Origin of the sequence: Thioclava sp. FR2 (genome assembly GCF_051200875.1) — a bacterium.
Lineage (GTDB): Bacteria > Pseudomonadota > Alphaproteobacteria > Rhodobacterales > Rhodobacteraceae > Pseudotabrizicola.
The window spans coordinates 1,526,468-1,547,571 of the sequence record NZ_CP195191.1 but is presented as its reverse complement, the minus strand read 5'-3'; the positions used below and the strand labels follow the sequence as shown (position 1 = coordinate 1,547,571).

The following is a 21,104-nucleotide window of genomic DNA, read 5'->3' as shown; positions in this document are numbered from 1 at the left end:
TGCTCACCTTATGGCGAGGGAACCCGCCGTCTCATCAATTTTCAGGAAGCTATCCATCAGAAGCGCGGCAGGGTCAAGGTTGACGGCCTTGCCCCGGCGTGCCCTGAGGGAAAGCCGTTGCGCCAGATCGGCCCAAGCGCGGGCAGCATCGGCATGCGGGGCAAGTTTCGCAAAGAGCTCTCCTTCGCCCGGGGCGGCCTCCGGCGGAAGTTGCCGCGTTACCCCGGCGCGGGAAAGCCGGGCCAAAAAGAGGTCCATCAAGGTCACGATCAGGTCAAAGCGTTCTTCCTGCCCTTTTCCGGCTCCTAATTCCGCCAGTTGAAGGGCACGGCCGCGATCCATCCGGGGAAGGGAGCTAAAGAGGGCAATCAAAGCCGCATAGGTTTTCAGGCCATCCAGATTTGTCAGACGAAACGCTTCACCGACCGACCCACCTGCCAATTCGGCAAGGGCCTGAGTCTGATCGGGCTCAACAGCCCCGCCTGCTTGGTCCAAGGCCTGCGCCAAGGGATCGGCAGCCAAGGGCGCAAGGCGCAGTTCCCGGCAGCGCGACCGGATGGTTGGCAAAAGGCGATGTGGTTGATGGGCGATCACAAGGAAGGTCACGTTGGCGGGCGGCTCTTCCAAAAGCTTCAGCAGAGCATTGGCTGCGCCCGTGTTCATTTCATCGGCGGCGTCGATAATTGCCACCCTGCGTCCCCCATCCGCGGCGGAAAGCGCGAAAAAGCTTTTCATCTTGCGGACTTCATCGACGCGAATATCGGCAGACAGGGCCGTTTCCTTGTCATTCGCGCCACGCCGCAAAAGGAATAGTCGCGGTTCCGCCAATTGTGCCAAGCGGCGGATCACGGGATGCTCGGGGTCGCTGTCCAGCGTTTCTGGCGGCGGGGGGGCACCGAAAAGCCCGCCTCCATCGCTGTCATCATGGGCAGTCAAAAGAAACCGTGCGATGCGCCATGCAAGTGTTGCCTTGCCGACACCCTTTGGTCCGGTGATCAGCCAGCCATGATGCAGCCGGCCGGATGTAAAGGCGCGCAGGAATTCCTGTTCGGCGATTGCATGACCAAAGACATGCCGCGTTTCGCGTGGATGCGGCGCCCCTTCGATGCGGTCTGGTTCGGGAAGGTCTTCGGCTGCCATCAGCCGGTCACCGCGGACAGAATGTCAACCGCAACAGCATCGGGACTGCGGGCCCCGTCAATCACGCGGAAACGGCTGTGCTGCTCGGCAAGGCGCAAGAACCCTGCGCGGGCTTTTTCCTGGAAGGCCAGCCCCATGTCCTCGAACCGCATTTCTGTACCCGCCCGTGCCGTTGCACGCCGCAGGCCTTCGGCTGGGTCCAAGTCCACAAGGATCGTGAGGTCTGGTTCTACGCCGATCATCAGTTGATGCAGGCGGTCGACGGTTTCTGTCAGATCGCCGCGCGTGATGCCCTGAAAGATGCGGGTCGAATCCGCGAAGCGATCGGTGATTACGGTTTCACCCCGTTCAAGTGCAGGTCGTATCGTCTTTTCCAGATGATCGCGCCGTGCGGCCGTAAACAGAAGGATCTCGGTTTCCGCCGACCAGCGGTCCGTCTTGCCTTCCAGCACAAGGCGGCGGATTTGTTCGGCCCCCTCGCTGCCGCCCGGTTCGCGCGTCAGGATAACGGTTTCTCCTCGCGCACGAAGGGTTTCGGCTAAACGCCGCGCTTGGGTCGATTTTCCCGACCCATCAATTCCTTCAAAGCTTATAAAACGCCCTGTCATGCGCTAGGGCCTATCAGGAGGCGGCAGGCGCGCCAAGATATTCCGCGATCAGTTTTTGCGCTGCTGTGGTGACACGTTTGACAAAGCCGCCGGGCGCGACATCGTTTTCGGCCACCAAAGGCACGCGGGCATCCGGCAAATCCGGGACATGAATGATCAATTCGCCAATCTGATCACCAGCCTTCACTGGCGCCTTGAGCGGACCGGTGTAGTTCACTTCGGCCGAGGTTCCCTCTTGCACAAGGGCAGGCACAAGAAGACGAACATCTGCCGCCGGAACCAAGCCGACACGGTCAGCCGCGCCCATCCAGACCTCAGCCTCGGCCACGCGGGTTCCAGCCTTCACCAAGGTCTTTTCCGCGAATTGCCGGAAAGCCCAGCTGACAATGCGTTCGGCTTCTTCGGCGCGGTCTTTTTCCGAGGCAAGGCCAGTGATGACAAAGATCACACGCCGGTCGCCCTGTTTGGCGGATCCGACAAGGCCGTATCCCGCTTCTGAAGTGTGTCCTGTCTTCAAACCATCCGCACCAACGCCCAAGGCCAAAAGGGGGTTACGGTTGTTGGCATTGGCAGGTGCACGATCTTTATAGTTGAAGGTCGTTTCGGAAAAGATCGGGTAGTATTCTGGAAATTCCGTGATCAGCCGGTTGGCCAGAATGCCAAGATCGCGCATCGACATCCGATGATCGGGATCAGGCCAACCGCTTGAATTTGCAAAGACCGAATTTTTCATGCCCAAGGCCATGGCCCGCTGCGTCATTTGCTGGGCAAACGCCTCCTCTGTCCCGGCCAGACCTTCAGCCACGGCGACACAGGCATCGTTGCCAGAGTTTACGATCATTCCTCGCAGAAGTTCGCTGACTGTGGGGCGATCGCTTTCCTGAAGGAACATGGTCGAACCGCCCATGGCCTTTGCGCGCGCTGAAACGGCGAAGGTCGTGTCCATCGTGACCCGGCCATCGCGCAGCGCTTCAAACAGCATGTTTACGGTCATCAACTTTGACATGCTTGCCGGAGGCAGCGGCGTATCAGAGTTCTTGTCCATCAACACCGTACGGGTGGTGACGTCATAGACCCAAGCCGCCGTTGCCCGCGTCTCGAAAGCTTGGGCCATGCCGGCCACGAGGATCAGGAGCAGGGCGAGAACGGAACGCAGGCGGATCGACATTTGACCTCCGGGCGGTTTAGCGTTTCAGGAAGTATGCGTCGGGGAAGCCAAGCCCCTTGACCTTGGTCAAAGCAGCGGCATCGCCACGCGATGTAACAGACCACAGCACTTTGCCTTTGGTTTCTTCACGCCGGATGTCCGCCGGAAGTCCTGCTTTCTTCAGCGTGTCAACGGCTCTTTGGGCGTTGCTTTCAACCGAGAAGATGCCGATTTGGATGCTGCGGCCACCGGTAGATGCGACCGGGGCTGCTGGCTTGGGTGGTGCTGCAGGGGCTGCGGGAGCAGCTGCCGGGGCGGGGGTGGCCGGCGCGGGCGTCGTCTTTCCATCTGCCCGGTCAATTGCTGCGGCGGCACCGGCTATTGGATCAAGACTTGCCGTTTCAACCGTCTCGGAGGAATCGAGGATCGGTTTTGTGGCATCGGTCTCTACCGGGGCCTCTTCGCGGCGCAACGCGGTCACGTTGACCTCTGTCGGCTGCCCGGCCAGAATGCCAAGCGCCGCCGCGGTGTCTGACGAAATCTGAAGTTTCGGGCCAGGGTTCATCGTCTCGCGCCGGAACAGGGCGCCGATGACAAATTTTCCATTCGCCTTGTTGCGAATGATCACACGCTCCGGGTCCTTGGCCTCGGGGGAGGCGACCCAGACGCCCCCAAGCGAGGGTCGGCCATCCCAAAGTGCCGTGTCGGTCGTCTGGAAAATCTCCGGTGCTTCGGTGTCACGGTCTACCAGACGCGTAGATGTCTGTGTCGGAGCCTCGCCCGTATCCGCGGCGTCTTTCTTGGCAAAAGGATTTTCGCCGCCCACGCAGGCGGTCAAAGCCAGTGCCGTTGCTGTCATCAGGAAAGTGGTCCTGATCTGTGCCCGTTTCATTCCTTGCCCCCGATCAGGGCAGGTTCTTCCCGCCCTTGTTCCGTTTCTGCCCGATCCTGCTTTCGCAAGGCCACAGATCGAAATGACCAGCGTGACCCGACTGATTTGCGCGGCTAGCATACCCATGCAAGGCCCGGGTGGAAAGACCAGAGCACCCGATCGGCAAGGATCGACACGCAAACTTGAAAGTGACCCGCTTGATCTGCTTGAAATCTCGAATTTCTCAGTCTAAGCGGTGCCAGCGGGATGGGTGGCCGAGTGGTTTAAGGCTCTAGTCTTGAAAACTAGCGTGCGGGGAACCGTACCGTGGGTTCGAATCCCACCCCATCCGCCACATTTCTGGTTTAACGTTCCGGCTTGAGTTAATTATTGCTTCATATGCAGCCTTTGTGAAAGCAATTGTAGATCCAACTGAAGCCAGAGATACCGCTTAGAGTCAGGACAGTTTCTTGGGTCATAGCCAGAACAAGTCGCGCATAAGTCAGTCTCCTTGCGAGGCCTGAATCCCTCTGCACGCAGATCATCAAGAAGCCCGGACCCTAATCGCGAACCTGACCCGCTCCTGACCTTTAGGATAGGCGCGCCATCCCGATTTTCCGTGCCATAGCGCGACGTGAGGCTTGTTCCATATATCGCTTGCACTATACATGGAAGGGCTTCGCGGTTGGGGTGATCCGCCGGGCATGACTTGTTGTACGCCCGGGCGCAAAAGGAGGATCGGACGTGAAGGGTATCGTCTTCGTTGAGCTGATCAAGATGGCCGAAGACGTCTTCGGCGAAGACGCGGTCGACAATGTGCTCGACAAGGCTGATCTTGAGACCGGCGGCGCCTATACCGCCGTGGGGAACTATCCCTGCTCGGAGCTGGTCAAGATCGTGGTCGCTTTCAGCGAGCATTCCGGCCTCAGCCCCGAGGCGCTGCAAGTTAAGTTTGGCCACTGGATGTTGGCGGTCTTCGTCAAGAGCTATCCTGAATTCTTCAAGGACAAGACGACTGCCTTCGCGCTTCTCGAATCCGTCGATCGCGAAATCCATGTTGAGGTGAAGAAGCTGTATCCCGACGCCGAACTGCCGCGCTTCGACACCGAGCGGGTCGGGGAAGACCGGATGATGATGATCTATTCCTCGCCCCGGCCGCTTGAGGCGTTCTGCCTGGGGCTGATCGAAGCTTGTCTGGTGCATTTTGGAGAAGACGCCGATATCCACCGCGCGCCCCATCCGTCGCAAGCCAACGCGACCACCTTTGACATTGCCCTGAGGGCCTAGCAGCGTGACAAAGATGCCCGAAAATCTAGATGATCGCGTCTCGCGCCGCCGCTACGAACGGGAATGCAACGCCCGCTCCGAGGCCGAGGCCTTGCTGGAAAAGAAAAGTCGCGAACTGTTTCTAGCCAATCAGGAGTTGGCCCAACAGTCCGCCAAGCTGGAGAAGGCCGTCGAGGAGCGCACGGCCGATCTTCGTCACGCACTTGAGGTGGCCGAGGCCGCATCGACCGCACGCAGCCGATTCATCGCGACGATGAGCCACGAGATCCGCACGCCGCTGGGCGGGCTTTTGGGTATGATCGACCTGCTGTCGATGGACGAGGCCGACCCCGGTAAGCTGGAACTGCTGAACTACGCCAAGGCCGCGGGCACCGGCCTTAGCCGTATCGTGAACGACGTTCTGGACTTCTCGAAGATGGAGGCTGGCGTCTTCCTGTTCGAACAGGAAAACGTCGATATTCGCGCGCTGATCGAAAGCATCCGTATCCTGATCGCGTCCAATCAACACGGGGCGGACCGCAAGATCATCTGCCGCATCGACGACAGCGTGCCCAAGCTGTTTCTGGGCGACGCTACCCGGATCCGCCAGGTCATCTCGAACCTCGTGAACAACGCTCTGCGTTACTCGACGGACGGTCCGATCATCGTGCGCGCCAGTGCGACGGACCATGCCAAGGGAGCGCTGTTGCGGGTCGAGGTCGAGGACTTTGGAGTCGGCATCGACGAATGCCAGATCAATAACCTGTTCAAGGACTTTAGCCAGATCGCCAACCCGCTGACTGCGGCGGCGCAGGGCACTGGGTTGGGGCTGGCCATCAGCAAGCGTATCGTCAACGGGATTGGCGGAACGATCTCGGTCGAAAGTACCTTTGGCGAGGGGTCGACCTTCTGGTTCGAGATCCCGGTGGCGGTTGTTACCAATGCGCATGCGTCCGGCCGCGATGGCGGAAACGAGGCCGACCGTCTTGCGCCGGTCGCGATCGAGGGCCTGCGTGTGTTGATCGCCGAGGACAACGTCATCAACCAAAAGCTTCTGCTGACCTATGCCGACCGCATGGGTCTTAAGCCCGATTTGGCCGAAAACGGGCGCATTGCGCTAGATAAGTTCGCGCCGGGCAAATATGACCTTGTCCTGATGGATATAGCGATGCCTGAGATGGACGGGCTTGAGGCGACGCGGCGCATCCGTGAAAGGTGGTCAGGCGAGAGGCTGCCGCCGATCTTCGCGTTGACCGCGCATGTGGCGGACGCCATTGAGACCGAGGCCCGGTCTGCCGGGATCGACCGCATCCTGTCGAAACCGATCCCCTTCGAGGAGTTGAAGACCGCTATCTCCTTGGCCGTCCTTCCGGACGCTGCGCAGCCCGACAGGGACGGTGGCGTGCCGCGGGCCGTGGCGGCAACGGACGAGCCGGCAGCGGCCGGCGCAACAGTGCTTGATCTGATGTCGCCCGAGGCGCGGACAGAGCTACTAAGCTTCGTGGGCGCTGAACGCGTTGCCGAATATGTCCGCGATTTCGTGAAAGACTGCGGCGAGCGACTTGAAAAGCTGTCGGCGGCCGACCGGGACGGCAACGCCCGCGAGGTGCGGGAACAGGCTCATGCTCTGCGCGGATCGGCGCTGCTTCTGGGCTTCACCGATCTGGTGGAGCTCGGCCGCCGGATCGAATTCGGCGACCTCGGTGCCGACGACGGATCGGTGGCCGGGGCCGTGGCCGAATTCAGGAAAAGCCTCGGCGTGATCGACGCCGCGTTGAACCGCTGATCCCCACCTCGGCCGTCCCGGCGGGACGACGCGCCACCGGACAGATCAGCCGGAGATATCCGGTCAGGGTCGAATAGAGCCCTTCAAAGCCCATCCGTCCTGATCTCTCGATGCAGCCATTGGGCAGACAGGCAAGTCGGTTTCTGCGAGCTGGTAGATACAGTCGCTATTACTGTTCCGCCGGAATTTGAATGCGGCGAAGGTTTTTGCTTCGCCGCAATCAGGCTTACCAAGCCTGAGCGGTAGGTCCGACAGTAAGTTCGCTGACATTGGTGTCAGCGAGCTGTTCGATGGCGAAGGCCACGACATTCGAAATCCGCTCGGGCGTGATGCCGACCTGCTTGTAAAGAGCCGCCATGCCTGCAGCGGTGCCCGGTTCGCTGATCGTGTTCAAAAGCGCGGTGTTGATGGCTGCAGGATAAATCGTTGCGGTTCGGATATTTGTGCCCTCCATCGCGGACACCATGCGCAGAATTTCCATGAAGTCACGAACAAAAAACTTGGTGCCGCCATAGACTGCAGCCGCAGGATAGGCTTTGAGTCCCGCAACCGATGAGGTGGCAATGACGTGGCCGGATTTCTGTGCGATGAACTCTGGCAGAACTTCGGCCACACCGTTCAGCACGCCCTTGATGTTGATGTCGACCATCTCATGCCAGTCATCGGTCTTCATCGCCGAAAGTGGCAAACTGGGCATGATCCCTGCGTTGAGGAAGATCACGTCGACTTTGCCGAAACGGTCCTTTGCCAGTTTCACAATGGCGTCGTTGTCAGCCCGCAGGGTGACATCCAGGACCTGCCAGACAGCTTCACCTCCTGCTGCGATGATCTCGTCTGCCAGCGCCTTATGTCGGTATTCGCGACGTGCGCCCAAAACAAGTTTTGCGCCCTTCGCAGCATGATAACGTGCGGTGGCTTACCCGATCCCCGATGAAGCACCGGTGATGATGATTACTTTGTCTTTCATATTGATATCCTTAGCGAGTTTAGAGAGCTTAGCTGACTTGCGTCACGCTGAGCGGAAATGACCCTCGGATCAGAAGCGGCTCTATGCCGCCCATGATCCGGCCCAAGCGGATCAACCCGGGTGAAAAGCGGTAGGGTGCGTAGAAAAAGACGAGGTTGTCCCAAGGTGTGTAAGTGCAGACATCGCCGATTGCCGTGTCTGAGTATGATATCGCGACTGCATCGGTCAGCTTGCGCGGCAGATAGGCCATCTTTTCGTTATTCGCGTGGTCTTCAACTGTCAGATCCAGTGGCAAGAGACTGGTCAAATCAAGCGAGGCAGGGCTGTCGTTCAGCACCACTGTGAAGTCCTGATTGGCAAATCGGCAGATCAATTGCATCGGCGACTCTGAAGTGGTTGCCTTTGCGATCCCGGCGAGGGGCGCACAGGCCGATGCAAGGAGAAAGCTGCGTCGGCTGAAAAGTGAACTTTTAGCCGAGGTATTCGGCATTGCTCACATGCTCCATCCAAGTGACGACCACCCCATCAACCGCCTCTTGAATAGCGATGTGGGTCATGGCGACATCAGGTGCCGCGCCATGTCAGTGTCTTTTATTGGCAGGGAACCAGACCACATCGCCCGGAAAGATTTCTTCAACAGCGCCGCCTTCACGCTGCACGCGCCCCTTTCCTGAGGTAGCAATCAGTTTTGTGCCCTGCAGGATGAGTAGTCCAAGCGGTCCTGGCGCCGGATTTAAACGTAACGGCAGCACCGGCCGCGCAACCGGGCTGATCAGCCTGGAAAAAGCCGGTCGATGCGAACGATGCCCGTAAACCAGTCATTCGGCCCACTCATGGAAGGAGTGGTTCCAGCGCGTGTAATTTTCATGGCTAGCCTCTGCGTTTCGAGTTGTTGTCGTTGTTATATCGCACTGGCATATTTATTTTTTAGATACCGGATATCGCTAGAACTTATCGGCCAGGGCCATGAATGACGATTGTGACAAAAACTGATTTCAACGATCTGATTTGGTTTCTTGCCGTTGCTGAAGAGGGCAATTTTACCCGAGCAGCGGCAAAGCTTGGCGTTGTGCAGTCAACGCTTAGCCACCGCATCAAACGGCTGGAAACCCGAATGGGCATAAGGCTGTTGGCGCGTACGACCCGCTCGGTCTCGACGACCGAGGCAGGCGAGCGACTGATCCGTGCTTTGGCGCCACGGGTCAGCGAAATCGAGGAAGAAATTGCAGCCCTGATGGAGTTGCGAGACAAGCCCGCAGGATCGGTGCGTATCACGCTATCACATCATGCGCTGACGCACCTTGTCTGGCCTAACTTACTCCCGGTCCTGCGAGAGTTCCCCGATATTCGGTTGGAGCTTAACGTCAATGCGGGGTTTCGCGATATAGTTGAAGAAGGGTTTGATGCCGGCATTAGGTTGGGTGAGAGCGTAGAACACGACATGATTGCGCTGCGCGTTGGGCCCGATTGGCGGTTGTTGCGGTGGCCTCTCCTTCTTATCTTTCCCTTCGTGGGCGACCTCAGACTCCGCAAGATTTGCTTGCCCACGACTGTATCAACCGTCGGTTGGCGACAGCGGGTGCACTTTAGCCTTGGGAATTCGAGAAAGATGGCAAAGAGTTGCGTGTGCGTGTCGATGGGCGGCTGACGCTAAACGACGATGCGACGATGGTGGCCGCAGCGCTGGACGGCGTAGGCATAGCCTATGTGCCCTAAGACACTGTTGTAGCCCATCTAGAAAGTGGCGCGCTGATCCTGTTGCTGGATGACTGGTCGCCACTGTTCGACGGCTAACATATCTACTATCCCAGCCAGCACCAAAACCTGCCGGCCTTCAAGGCCGTCGTGAATGCGCTGCGGCACAATGTTTCATAGTCATTCGCGGGCAAGTTTTTCGACTGCATGCCAGCCTGAGCATTTGCTGCGGCTGTCGTCAGCGGCGGCTGTTCATGTGCCTGTGCAGGTCGTCATAGATCATTTCATGGCAATGATTTGGACCATGTTCCCGAAGATGAGGGTGATCAGAGGGCAAGTCGTCATGGCTATGGGAAACCATGCTGAGCGCGTCGTCCGGCCAGAAACGAATTGCAAGGAAAAGCCCTGTCGCTGCGAGTGCGGCCAGTACCAGAAACGTCGTTTCTAGCCCGAAACGTGCACCGACCAGTCCGGCGAGTGGATAGGTGACCAACCAGCAGGCGTGGCTTAACGCAAATTGAGCGGCAAAGAGTGCGGGCCTTGCTTCAGCATTCGCTGATTTTCGCAACAGGCGTCCGGTTGGTGTTTGGGTCAGGCTGTAGCCAAACCCAATCATGAGCCACAGCGCCATCAATTCCACCAGCGACCCGACAAAAGGGCCAATCGCCAATCCCACAGTGAGGATCATCACGCCGGCCAGCATGGGGGGGCGGTCAGCCAAGCTGTCGAGCAGTCGCGGAAGCAACAAAGCTGCGACCATCGACCCGCCGCCGAATGCTGCAAGCGCAAGGGCCACCTCGGTTTCACCAAGGCCAAAGCGGCCTTTGACAAAGACCACAGTGTTCACGATCACCATTGCTCCCGCCGCCGCGACGCTGAGATTCAGCGTCAAGAGGCCACGCAATCGTGGTGTCGCTAAGTACAGCCGGATTCCACGGGTGGTGCGGTTCCATATTCCGCCGACTGCGGTGAGTTTGGGAGCGGGGAGGGCAACTGTCATGACCAAGAGGGCGGAGACAAGAAAGCCAATCACCGTTCCGACGAAAAGGTCCTGAAAGGTGACTATCGTCAGCAGCGCGGCTGCCAACATCGGCGAAAGCAGGCTTTCGAGGTCATAAGCCAGCCGAGAAAGCGACAGGGCGCGGGTATAGTCCGCCTCGTTCGGCAAGACGTCGGGGATTGTCGCTTGAAAGGTCGGGGTGAACCCCGCCGAGGCTGCCTGCAGCAAAAAGATGAGAAAATAGACGTGCCAGACCTCGCTGACGAACGGCAGGGCAAGCGCGACGGCTGCACGCATTAAGTCCAGCGCGACAAGCATCATCCGTCTTGGCACTGTGGTGGCGAAGGCCGATGCAATCGGGGCCAGCACGACATAGGCCATCATTTTGATCGCCAAAGCCGTGCCCAAAACCCGCCCCGCTTCATCCCCCGCTATCTGCCAAGCCAATAATCCAAGCGCAACCGTGGCCAGCCCGGTGCCAACAAGGGCAATCACTTGAGCGGCGAAAAGGTGGCGGTAGGTGCGGTTGGCAAGAATGGTGAGCATGCTGTCCTGGCGGCATTCTGCCATGAAAGGATCATCGGCTTAATGGAAGCGGAAGCCATTTGAGTTTCGTACACTTGGTACGCGCCGCGAAGCAAGGGCAGGTCGTGGTAAGGTCAAAGGCAAAAGCCACAACCCAAATAAGAATGGCCTTTGGGATGTTGGATCCCAAAGCACGGCAGTCGCCGATGACAAGCCGGGTTCTTTAAATCTAAGCCAGTTTTTCCGAGGTGCCTGTTTCCCGTATATATGGCAGAAGGCCCAAATCGTTTGGCCATATTGGCTTGGCATTGCCGATGATCTTGACGACATCCGCTTTGTTGACGTGTTATCGCCTTGCGCCGTTTGTTAGAGAGGCAAAATGTTTCGTCTCGATTAATTTGAGGCAGGCGTGATGCTACTTTCCAGCGACCCTTTCAGATAAATCTCAGGTTACTCTAAGAAATGGCTTCAGAATCTTGTGCTCCGAGAGACGCGAAAGACCTTCTTGACGCGAGCCATAAGCTTATCATGCAGGGGAAGGGCGCAGAGGCCTTAGACGTTTTGAACGCCGCCCTGAGCAAAACTCCCGACTATCTGCCGTATTCGGTCAAACAATCTGTGGCTTTACGCGCTTTGGGCCGAACTGCCGAGGCAATTACGTTGCTAGAGCAACGACTGAAGTTACATCCGAACGATCTAGGTCTGCGTGATGAATATGCGGTTTGCCTACGGCTTGCCGGGAAGGCAGATCTTAGTTTGGAAGTGATCGACCAAACACTTACTGTCCACCCACGCCATCGCGCTGCCATCCTAGCGAAAACGGATGCATTGGTCGCGCTCGGTCGCGCCACGGAAGCTTTGCATGTCGCCCAGGAGGCCCGCGACAATGACCCCGGCTACCTGCCATTCCTGCTTAAGACCGCAAGTGCGCTACGAGTTGCCGGACGTGCGGCAGATGCGGTGGCTCTGCTTGAAGCTGCGCACATGCAGCATCCGGAGAACCAAGCGATTGAGGACGAACTTTGCATTGCGCTCAGATTGGGCGGCTATCCGCAACGTTCGTTGGACATCGCTCAGTGTAGTCTGGCGAAGCGTCCTCAACACATTCCAACGGTTCTCGCCTGCGTGGACGCAATGATCAGTTTGGGGCGCGGCGGCGATGCGTTGGAAACGATTACCGCGGCGCGTCAGGATGCTCCGCGGCACTTGGCGCTTGCCATCAAGCACGCTTCGGTCTTGCGCATTCTTGGCAGAGGCAAGGATGGTGTGGAAATCCTCCTGCCTTTTTTGACAGAGCAACCCGATCATTTGGGATTGAGTGACGAACTAGCCTTTTGTTGGCGCCAGTCTGGTGAGGCAGAGCGAAGCTTGAGAATGGCGGAGGAAACGCTCGCCCGCCGCCCCGCCTACATTCCCGCGCTCACAAGCAGGATCGACACTTTGATCCCATTAGGTCGCGTCGATGAAGCCTTGGCGCAGGTGCAGGCAGCCCGCCGAACTTTGCCCAAACATCTTCCCTTCATCATTCGGCATGCGACGATTTTGAGATCCTTGGGAAGGCCGGACGAAGCAGTACCGATTATCGAGGAGGAATTGGCGCTTTCTCCGAAACATTTGGCGCTCCGCGACGAGCTAGCCATCTGCCTGAGGCTCTCGGGAGAGACAGATCAAAGCCTCGCCTTGGCGCTTGAAACGCTTGAAGCACATCCGATGCATTTGCCGGCGCGCCTCACACAAATTGATTCACTGTTGGCTCTCGGCCATTTGGACCATGCACTAGAGGCCGCTGAAGCTGCACTTGAACTTGCACCTGACCATCTGCCTTTCCTTATCAAATATGCCGCTATTCTTCGGAGCTTTGGTCGCTCAGCAGAAGCCGTCAAGGTGTTGGAACCCAAACTTGTTGATGCTCCTGATAATCCGAGTTTGCGTGATGAACTGGGCCGATGCTATCGGCAGATCGGAAGCGACGAGCGCACGCTGGAGCTGATTGAAGAAACGCTCAGTCTGCGACCGGGGCATCGCGCCGCGATCTTTGCGCGGATCGAGACACTCGTTTCTATCAAAGACCACACAGCCATTGAAAAACTTGGCGCAAAGCTGGCTGAACATCTTGCGCAAGCGACAGACAGCAATGCCCTGACGCAAGGCGAGATTGAAGCGCTAGCCAAGATAGTCCCGCATCTCGGCCCGGAAGTTGCCGCACGGCTTTTAAAGTCCGCTACGGCGTCGTTGCTTGCTGCAGCACCAATTTTGTCCCCGCTTACCCTTTGGGTGGTTTATCGAACGGCCGACCAGATTGGGTTGGGGGCAAGGTTCTCACCTTTACTTGCTGATCTGATGGCGCGGCCAAAATTGATGCTGACCATTTGCGAGGAAATGCTGAAACGCCTCTTTAGAATTGGGTATCCGGAGATCGAAAAGATCGCGCAGGTCTTGAAGGGAAAGCTACTGGCCCAAGACCAATTTGTCTTTCAGCTCGGCTTTGCAGAATTGATGGATGGTGCAGAAGGGGCCATCCTGTCTCGGGATCGACGGGTGGTGCCGAAAACGCCATCGCAGGTTCTTGTGTTGGCCCAGATGTTGATGCGTGCAGGTCGCACCAAGAGTGCCTTGCGCTACACTCAATATGCGAGACGGCGCTGGCCTTGGCACCTTCAGCTTTTCGTTCTGCATCTCGACTGCCTTTTCTGGCTTGGACGAACCGAAGAGTTGAGGCGAGTCGTTTCCCGAACGGATATCGGTCGATTGGATTTCAGGGTCGCTGCGGCGCGTGCCCTTCTAAAAGTCGACGATGGGAGTGCAGGGGTTGAGTTGGCCAAAACGCTGGATCCTGGCACTTTCCGGTTCCAGATGGATCAGGATCTGTTGCGCTATCACTTGCGGCGTGGTGAAACCAAAGAAGCTGAGGCGCTTTACGGTCGCGTCCGTGCTGGCGTTCCCTTGAAGGTGGCTTCGCATTATGGGCCCGAGCTTGACGGGACGGTAATGGTCGACTTGAACCTTGCAGAACGTGAGGGGAGTGGGGCGGATCACAAAACGATGGTGCCGAAAGCCGGTGCTGTGATTGCCCACTGGATGAAGTCGGGCGCAGCTTTTCGAGCCGTCAAGAAAACACCTGTTCCCTTCAAGGTGATGCAGTATTGGGACAAGGCCGAGCCACCCGAGGACATCGCCAATCTGATGAAAGCATGGGAAGGGGCGCCGGCTGTGTCCTACAGCCGCTTTGACAGACGCAAGGCCTTGGATTGGCTGGCAAACACTCTTGGCGATGAGTGGCGGGCGGCCTTGCGGGCGGCCCGTTCGCCAGCAGAAGAAAGTGACTATTTCCGGCTGGCCTACTTAATGATCGAAGGCGGCCTTTATGTCGACAGTGATGACCGGCTGAGCGGAAATCTCGCCTTTGAAATGCAGCAGACCCAAGGGTTGACGGTTTTCGTTGAACAGGAGGGAGCCATTGGAAATAACATCATTTTTGCGCCCGCCCTGCATCCTGCGATCGTTTGGGCGGCACATGCCGCGAAGGTCGCTTTGTTGGAACGCCACAATGACAACACTTGGGTCAAGACTGGGCCGGGACTTTTGACGCGCGCGGTGGCTTGGTATCTGAGTGAACATGAAGGTCCGCACGACATCACCCTGAAACGCAGGCATGATCTTGGGACTTGGGTGCAGATACACGTCCCGCTGCCCTATAAGCGCACGACAAAATACTGGAATGCCTCGGGTGCTGCCGTTGGGGCAGGATCAGAACTAGCCGATCAGGCAGACAAGCTTTTGCGGGGTTCTCGCCCCGAAGCTCTGAATTTGAGTTCTAAAAAGTCTTGAAGATCTAAGCATGCGTGTCGGAAAAAGCTCTGGCGCAGTCGTTGGGCAAATCAAATCACGCGCATTCAGAAATCCTCGTTGCTTCCTCTGTGTCCGACAGTTGGACAGTCCGCTCCTTGTTTTTCATTGAGGCTAATGGAGCGCCTTGGCGGTGTCTGGTATCGAAGGATGTAGTAGGGTTCGACCTGATGTTTCTTTGCAGCGAGGGGACCGCCTGAACTGTCAACGCTTGAGATTGGAACAAAAGGTCATTTGTCCAAAGAAGGCAAAAGCCGAGCCTTCTGTCCATCAAGGATTTTAGGCCCATCGTCTCTGGTCACCGGCCACAAATTTCAAGCGCGCTCTCAGGCCAAACATGATCATTTGTTTGGTCGGAAAACCGAGTTCCTACCAAAGGTGCAGCTTCGCGTGAAAATGACGGTTCCGTTTATATAATTGATTATAAACAATTAAAAATGGTTCAACCTAAGTTGATCTGTCTCTGACAAAGGTTGGGGCACCGCTTTATCAACCTCAGCAGAATAGACTTGCTGAATCCGTCAGACCAAGAAGGCGCCGGTCACCGATGTGTTTGGTGACGGTATTTGGAGACCAGTATGAAGCTTCATGTGCACACAGCTTTCCTATCGGCGGCTGCTGTGGTTGCGTTTTCGGTGCAGGGACTGCAGGCGCAAGAACTTGATGAAACGACATCTGTCGAGATATTCGACGGGGGTTTTGTCGATTACGGCGACGGTGATGGATTTTCGATCGTCATACGCGATGACGGAAGTCAAATCTCGGAGCTGGAGGAAAGCGGCTCTGGCGGCGAAATTGAAGATGGCGAAGACGGCGATGAGCCCATTTTTGTCGTCTTTCCCCCGGATGCAGAGTTTCCGGAGGCCGGAGAAAGCGTCGAACTCGTCGATCCTCCCATCGACCAAGGCGCTGACGACTGCGCTGCCTGCCGTGACTTTTCCGGAGCAGAGCCGGGACAAGTCGCGGTTGCTCCTGAAGTAGTGGCGGCACTGGTGATCCTGATGGCCGATGGAAATGACGGTCAGGCGGCATCAGAAGTTGTGGATTGCAGTACCAAGGCAAATGCCCGCCGTTCTGTTTGCTTTGCTGCCTTCGCTGACTAACCGTTTGTTGAGTACGAGTGACGGCTTCCCAGCCCCTGGAAGTCAGTGTAACACCGGGCGGCACAGAATATTTCTCTGTGCCGCCCCATGCAAAGGACGATCTGTTCCAACTTGGTTCTAGCGTGCGATCGGGAACTGCCATGATCCGCTTACTCTTAACTGTCTTCTTGGTCTTCGGGCTTTCCTTGCCCGCATTGGCCCGGGATGCGTCTTTGGAAAAACGCTTTACCGCCGCACTTCAGGCGGGAGGCTTCTCTGTCCGCGAGATTGGCTACACTTTCTGGGGCAGGCTCCGGATCGTGGCTACTTTGGACGGAATGGAACGTGAAATCATTATCAATCCAAATACGGGCGAGGTCTTGCGCGATCAAACCCGCCCAATCGCCATCGCGAATTCTGACGGTAGAAGTTACGGATCGGATGTTGCGGAGCTTCCGACTGAAGAAACGGAATTGGGCTCGGATGGTGATACCGGATTTGGTGTTTCGGGCGGAGTAGGCGATGAAGGGGAAGTTCCACTTTTGACCTCTCCGGAAGTTATTGAAGGTACAGATGATTAAGAAATTTTCGCAGGAGCGCGGGTGACCAAGGCGGGAAGAACTCTGACTTTTGCCGGTCTTCTCGGATTACAGGCTTTGGGCACCTTCGTGTTCATTGGCGATCTCCTATCGTCTCGATTGTCGCTGTACAGCCAGCCGCCGGCGTGGAGCACGCGTGAACTTATGGAAACGGGAGCGGCCTTGGCGCTGCTTTTGGGATTATTGCTTGGGACATTCCTTATGGTCAGAACACTTCGAGATTTGAAAAGTGCGGAACACCGGTTGGAGCGGGCGTCCGAGGCGTTTTCAGACATGTTGAATGCGCGTTTTGAAGGTTGGGGCCTTACGGCCGCAGAACGAGACGTCGCCCTATTTGCAATCAAGGGGCTGTCGATCCAAGAAATGGCGCAACTCCGCGACACGACCGAGGGCACGATCAAATCGCAGACGGCCGCAATTTACCGAAAGGCTGGCGTAAGTGGCCGGCCTCAATTGCTTAGTCTCTTTATCGAAGACCTCGTGGATGGTATCGACCGCGAAAGCAGATAGGCCAGCGGTTTTGGCTGCAAAAAGCCCCATCGCTCGCTTGACTTTGCCTGCATTTTCTTTGATAAGCCCGCATCCCGGCAAAGATGCGAATCTTGGCCGGGTTCTAGTTTTGCAATGACGGCTCTGAAAAGAGCGCGCTGCCCGAAGGCGGGAATACCCCAAAACGCCTGAGAAATCAGGGGCCGCAGGGCGCGGAGATGGAAAAGGAAAGACCCATGTTTGCGGTCCTCAAGACCGGTGGCAAGCAGTACAAGGTGCAGGCGGGTGACGTTCTGCGCGTTGAAAAGCTTGATGCCGTTGCCGGTGATAAGATCCAGTTCAACGACATCCTGATGGTTGGCACCACGGTTGGTGCACCTCTGGTTGCAGGCGCGGCTGTTCAGGCCGAAGTCATCGACCAGATCAAGGGTGAAAAGACCATTCACTACGTCAAGCGTCGCCGCAAGCACAGCTCGCAGCGCACCAAAGGCCACCGCCAGCAACTGACGCTGGTCCGCGTGACCGAAGTGCTGGAAAAGGGCGCTGACAAGTCGGGCGTCAAGGCTGCTGTCGGCACCGCCGCTGCTCGCGTTGCTGCTCACGAAGCTCCTGGTGCCGCCAAGGCCGAGGAAGCACCGGCGAAACCGAAGCGCGCCAAAAAAGCCGCTGCTGAAGCATAAGGAGTAACACCCCATGGCACATAAAAAGGCAGGCGGTTCCTCCCGCAACGGTCGCGACTCTGCGGGCCGTCGTCTTGGCGTAAAGCTCTATGGTGGCCAGGCCGCCATTCCGGGCAACATCATCGTGCGTCAGCGCGGCACCACCTGGTTCCCGGGTGAAGGTGTTGGAATGGGCCGTGACCACACCATCTTCGCAACTGCCGAAGGTACCGTCACGTTCCGCAAGGGCCTTAAAGGCCGCACCTTCATTTCGGTCCTCCCGGTTGCGGAGGCTGCCGAGTAAGCCGAACCGTTACAGGTGAGACGTAACAGGGGGATCGGCTGAAAAGCCGGTCCCCAAGTCATTTGGGCCGAAGGGTCCGGATTATAGAGTGTTCATGGTTCTGCCTTATTTACTTGGCAGGAAGTCGGCAAGCCCCCATCTGGGATGGAGAATGGGGGAAGTCAGGTTTTTTAGTGCGTCGGGCCGGGTAGGCCCTTCATGCGCTTCGAAGGAGGGAAGCCATGACAATTGATATGATTGCCGCAGCGGCGATGGAGGGGCAAATTCCCGCCGGGCGTTTTGTTTTGCGTCCGGTTCGCAAATCTGATGCGGGTCTATTTTCGCTTTATGCCGGTGACCGCCGGGTGGCTGAGGCCACGCGCTCTATTCCCCACCCCTTGCCGCCGGGCGCTGCGGAGGCTTTTGTGACTCGCGCTATGGCAAAGGGTGGAAGCGAAGAAATCTGGGTCATGGACGGAACGCTCTCTGGCTTGCCAGAGGTGCTTGGCGTCATTTCTCTCAAGCGGATGGATGTCGAGAAGTACAATCGCGATCAGTCAGAAGTCGGCTATTGGGTTGCTCCGGCATTTTGGAACCTTGGAATTGCCTCAGACGCGGTGCGTGCCTTGATTGCGGCCAATCCACAAAAGAACAAAACGGTCTTTGCCGAGGTGTTTCAGGATAACCCGATGTCGGCGCGTGTCCTGACCAATGCGGGTTTCCAATATTTGGGAGATGCCGAAACCTATTCTGTCGCGCGTGGGGCGCAGGTTCCAACCTGGACCTACATCGCTAAGCTGGGCTAAGGGCCGGTCGCCCCCGCTCGCCAGTCAGATCAAACTCAAGCGACCGCCCCCCTCGGGCGGTCGTCTTCTTTCCGGGCCTCGCTTGAGGTCTGATCGTCATTCCTGTATCGCGGAAGGCATTACTGCCCGCCGCATCCCAGCCGAAAGCCCGTAGCCATGAAATTCCTCGACCTCGCCAAAGTCTATATCCGCTCCGGCGGCGGTGGCGCTGGCTGCGCCTCGTTCCGTCGCGAGAAGTTCATCGAGTTTGGCGGCCCCGACGGTGGTGACGGTGGCAACGGCGGATCGGTCTATGCCGAGGCTGTAGAAGGGCTGAATACGCTCATTGATTTTCGGTATCAGCAGCACTTTTTCGCGAAGTCCGGCCAGCCCGGTATGGGCAACCAGAAAACCGGAAAATCGGGCGACGATATCGTTTTGCGCGTGCCTGTTGGCACCGAGATCATCGACGAAGACGAAGAAACCGTGATTGCCGACCTGACCGAGGTCGGTCAGCGTGTCTTGCTGGCCCAGGGAGGCAATGGCGGCTGGGGTAACCTGCGGTTCAAGACATCAACCAATCGTGCACCCGCTCGGGCAAACCCTGGTCAAGAAGGCGTTGAGCGAACCATTTGGCTTCGCCTGAAACTGATCGCCGATGCAGGCCTTGTCGGTCTGCCAAATGCGGGCAAGTCAACCTTTCTGGCGGCTGTGTCGAACGCCCGCCCTAAGATCGCCGATTATCCCTTTACCACCCTGATCCCGAACCTTGGGGTCGTGGGCGTGGACGGCAAGGAATTTGTGATGGCCGACATCCCGGGCCTGATCGAGGGCGCAAGCGAGGGCAGGGGCCTTGGCACCCAATTCCTTGCGCATGTCGAGCGCTGCAAAGTCTTGCTGCATCTGGTCGATGGAACTTCTTCGACCATCACCAAGGATTACCGCACCATCGTTACCGAACTTGAAGCCTATGACGAGGAGTTGGGCGACAAGCCTCGCATTCTGGCCATGAACAAAGTCGATGCGATGGACGCCAAGCAAGTCAGTGACCGTCGCCGTGCTTTGGAAAAAGCAAGTGGCGGGCCGGTCCATGTGATTTCCGGGGTGTCCGGCAAAGGCATTCAGGATGTTCTCCGGGCAATCTACGGCATTATTCAAGAGCAGGAGCCGGAAGAGGAGAGCGGACCGTGGCAGCCATGATGTCATTCGTTGCGCCCGACATCCGGGCTGCAAAGCGGTTGGTAATCAAGATTGGCTCTGCTCTGCTGGTCGACCGCAAGGCAGGTCTGAAACAGGGCTGGCTTTCTGCCTTGGCCATGGATGTGGCTGAGGCAAAGGTGCGCGGCGCCGATGTGGTTCTGGTCTCGTCTGGCTCTATCGCTTTGGGGCGCAAGGTCCTTGGGTTGCCCGAAGGGCCGCTGACCTTGGAACAGTCCCAAGCCGCGGCAGCGGTGGGGCAGATACGCCTGGCGCGTGCCTATGAAGAGGTCCTTGCCCCACACGGGATCACCACCGCACAGGTGCTTGTGACGCTGGAAGATACCGAAGATCGCCGCCGCTATCTGAACAGCCGCGCCACCATGGAAACTCTGCTGGGCCTTGGCGTGGTTCCAATTGTCAATGAGAATGATACCGTCGCCACGGATGAAATCCGGTTCGGCGATAACGACCGTCTGGCCGCGCAGATTGCCGTCACGGTTGGCGCCGACCAATTGATACTCCTGTCGGATGTGGATGGCTTTTATTCGGCCAATCCCAAAGAAGATCCGACAGCACAAAGGTTTGATCTTGTCGAAACCATCACGCCCGAGATCGAGGCTATGGCAGGTGACCCGATTTCCGGTCTGTCGAAGGGCGGAATGAAGACAAAGCTGCTGGCTGCCAAGACAGCAGTGGCGGGTGGCTGTGCGATGGCCATCATGGAAGGTTCGGTCCTGCGCCCGCTGACGGCACTGGCCAATGGGGCGAACCGGACATGGTTCGTGGCGCATGGCGACCCACATCTGGCGCGAAAGCGTTGGATAAATGCGATGAAGCCTCGGGGGGAAATCATGCTGGACGCTGGCGCTGTTACGGCGCTGAAGGCCGGGAAAAGCCTTCTACCTGCAGGGGTGACCAAGGTCTCCGGGGTTTTTGGCCGCGGCGAACCCGTGGCGATCCTGTCGCCGCAAGGCGTGGTTCTGGGCAAGGGGCTGGTGCGCTATACCTCTGATGAGGCGCGAGCCATCGCTGGGCATCGTTCCAGCGATATCGCGGGCATTCTGGGCTATCAGGGCCGCGCAGCGCTGGTCCACCGAGATGACATGGTGATTTGACCGGAACCGACGGGGGCTTTGCCTCCGGGGCCCCGGGAAAT

Annotated in this window: 19 protein-coding genes, 1 tRNA gene and 1 pseudogene; 14 read left to right on the top strand and 7 right to left on the bottom strand. The window is 57.7% G+C overall.

What is annotated here, in order from left to right:
* Window positions 1-3 precede the first annotated feature (3 nt).
* The 4 genes from ACSBLW_RS07420 to ACSBLW_RS07405 are packed head-to-tail and all read right to left on the bottom strand — an operon-like array spanning window position 4 to window position 3,787.
* On the bottom strand, window positions 4-1,140 hold the full coding sequence (locus tag ACSBLW_RS07420) for a DNA polymerase III subunit delta' (protein WP_435259579.1): 1,137 nt from the start codon (window positions 1,138-1,140) through the stop codon (window positions 4-6).
* On the bottom strand, window positions 1,140-1,748 hold the full coding sequence (gene tmk, locus ACSBLW_RS07415; RefSeq protein ID WP_435259578.1) for a dTMP kinase: 609 nt from the start codon (window positions 1,746-1,748) through the stop codon (window positions 1,140-1,142). The genes ACSBLW_RS07420 and tmk overlap by 1 nt, the downstream gene beginning before the upstream one ends.
* Window positions 1,749-1,761: 13 nt before the next feature.
* Entirely contained in the window at window positions 1,762-2,916 is a 1,155-nt protein-coding gene (locus ACSBLW_RS07410; protein WP_435259577.1) for a D-alanyl-D-alanine carboxypeptidase family protein, read from the bottom strand.
* A gap of 16 nt (window positions 2,917-2,932) precedes the next feature.
* Window positions 2,933-3,787 (bottom strand): SPOR domain-containing protein, encoded by an 855-nt coding sequence (locus ACSBLW_RS07405; protein ID WP_435259576.1) that lies wholly within the window; start codon window positions 3,785-3,787, stop codon window positions 2,933-2,935.
* Window positions 3,788-4,031: 244 nt separating this feature from the next.
* Between ACSBLW_RS07405 and ACSBLW_RS07400 the strand changes: the two genes are divergently transcribed.
* The 3 genes from ACSBLW_RS07400 (at window position 4,032) to ACSBLW_RS07390 (ending at window position 6,818) form a co-directional block, all read left to right on the top strand.
* Window positions 4,032-4,121 (top strand) — tRNA-Ser (locus tag ACSBLW_RS07400).
* A 389-nt stretch (window positions 4,122-4,510) separates the two neighbouring features.
* A complete protein-coding gene (locus tag ACSBLW_RS07395; RefSeq protein ID WP_435259575.1) occupies window positions 4,511-5,053 on the top strand; it encodes a heme NO-binding domain-containing protein in 543 nt (180 codons plus the stop codon).
* Between the two features lie 13 nt (window positions 5,054-5,066).
* Complete coding sequence (locus tag ACSBLW_RS07390; protein WP_435259574.1) at window positions 5,067-6,818, top strand: ATP-binding protein; 1,752 nt, start codon at window positions 5,067-5,069, stop codon at window positions 6,816-6,818.
* Between the two features lie 226 nt (window positions 6,819-7,044).
* Here ACSBLW_RS07390 and ACSBLW_RS07385 read toward each other — a convergent pair.
* Together ACSBLW_RS07385 and ACSBLW_RS07380 are read right to left on the bottom strand one after the other, a co-directional pair.
* Window positions 7,045-7,722: pseudogene (locus ACSBLW_RS07385) on the bottom strand (SDR family oxidoreductase); the annotation flags it as partial.
* A 91-nt stretch (window positions 7,723-7,813) separates the two neighbouring features.
* Window positions 7,814-8,122 (bottom strand): cyclophilin-like fold protein, encoded by a 309-nt coding sequence (locus ACSBLW_RS07380; RefSeq protein ID WP_435259573.1) that lies wholly within the window; start codon window positions 8,120-8,122, stop codon window positions 7,814-7,816.
* A 16-nt stretch (window positions 8,123-8,138) separates the two neighbouring features.
* Here ACSBLW_RS07380 and ACSBLW_RS07375 point away from each other — a divergent pair, with 16 nt between their 5' ends.
* Both ACSBLW_RS07375 and ACSBLW_RS07370 read left to right on the top strand, forming a co-directional pair.
* Window positions 8,139-8,459, top strand: coding sequence for a hypothetical protein (locus tag ACSBLW_RS07375; RefSeq protein ID WP_435259572.1), 321 nt, complete (start codon window positions 8,139-8,141; stop codon window positions 8,457-8,459).
* A gap of 296 nt (window positions 8,460-8,755) precedes the next feature.
* Window positions 8,756-9,433 (top strand): LysR family transcriptional regulator, encoded by a 678-nt coding sequence (locus ACSBLW_RS07370; RefSeq protein WP_435259571.1) that lies wholly within the window; start codon window positions 8,756-8,758, stop codon window positions 9,431-9,433.
* 285 nt (window positions 9,434-9,718) lie between these two features.
* Here the strand turns inward: ACSBLW_RS07370 and ACSBLW_RS07365 are convergent, their stop codons facing one another.
* Window positions 9,719-11,026 (bottom strand): MFS transporter, encoded by a 1,308-nt coding sequence (locus ACSBLW_RS07365; protein ID WP_435260067.1) that lies wholly within the window; start codon window positions 11,024-11,026, stop codon window positions 9,719-9,721.
* A 507-nt stretch (window positions 11,027-11,533) separates the two neighbouring features.
* Here ACSBLW_RS07365 and ACSBLW_RS07360 point away from each other — a divergent pair.
* The 9 genes from ACSBLW_RS07360 (at window position 11,534) to proB (ending at window position 21,063) form a co-directional block, all read left to right on the top strand.
* The gene (locus ACSBLW_RS07360; protein WP_435259570.1) at window positions 11,534-14,833 is read left to right on the top strand and encodes a tetratricopeptide repeat protein; all 3,300 of its coding nucleotides are present in this window, start codon (window positions 11,534-11,536) and stop codon (window positions 14,831-14,833) included.
* A gap of 596 nt (window positions 14,834-15,429) precedes the next feature.
* The gene (locus ACSBLW_RS07355) at window positions 15,430-15,954 is read left to right on the top strand and encodes a hypothetical protein (RefSeq protein ID WP_435259569.1); all 525 of its coding nucleotides are present in this window, start codon (window positions 15,430-15,432) and stop codon (window positions 15,952-15,954) included.
* 140 nt (window positions 15,955-16,094) lie between these two features.
* Entirely contained in the window at window positions 16,095-16,514 is a 420-nt protein-coding gene (locus tag ACSBLW_RS07350; RefSeq protein WP_435259568.1) for a hypothetical protein, read from the top strand.
* Window positions 16,515-16,535: 21 nt separating this feature from the next.
* Complete coding sequence (locus ACSBLW_RS07345) at window positions 16,536-17,042, top strand: helix-turn-helix transcriptional regulator (protein WP_435259567.1); 507 nt, start codon at window positions 16,536-16,538, stop codon at window positions 17,040-17,042.
* A gap of 215 nt (window positions 17,043-17,257) precedes the next feature.
* Window positions 17,258-17,701 (top strand): 50S ribosomal protein L21, encoded by a 444-nt coding sequence (rplU, locus tag ACSBLW_RS07340; RefSeq protein WP_435259566.1) that lies wholly within the window; start codon window positions 17,258-17,260, stop codon window positions 17,699-17,701.
* A 13-nt stretch (window positions 17,702-17,714) separates the two neighbouring features.
* A complete protein-coding gene (gene rpmA / locus ACSBLW_RS07335; RefSeq protein WP_435259565.1) occupies window positions 17,715-17,984 on the top strand; it encodes a 50S ribosomal protein L27 in 270 nt (89 codons plus the stop codon).
* A gap of 221 nt (window positions 17,985-18,205) precedes the next feature.
* The gene (locus ACSBLW_RS07330) at window positions 18,206-18,769 is read left to right on the top strand and encodes a GNAT family N-acetyltransferase (protein ID WP_435259564.1); all 564 of its coding nucleotides are present in this window, start codon (window positions 18,206-18,208) and stop codon (window positions 18,767-18,769) included.
* Window positions 18,770-18,925: 156 nt separating this feature from the next.
* Window positions 18,926-19,948, top strand: a complete 1,023-nt coding sequence (obgE, locus tag ACSBLW_RS07325; protein ID WP_435259563.1) for a GTPase ObgE — start codon at window positions 18,926-18,928, stop codon at window positions 19,946-19,948.
* Window positions 19,948-21,063 (top strand): glutamate 5-kinase, encoded by a 1,116-nt coding sequence (gene proB, locus ACSBLW_RS07320; protein WP_435260066.1) that lies wholly within the window; start codon window positions 19,948-19,950, stop codon window positions 21,061-21,063. Before obgE ends, proB begins: the two co-directional genes overlap by 1 nt.
* Window positions 21,064-21,104 lie beyond the last annotated feature (41 nt).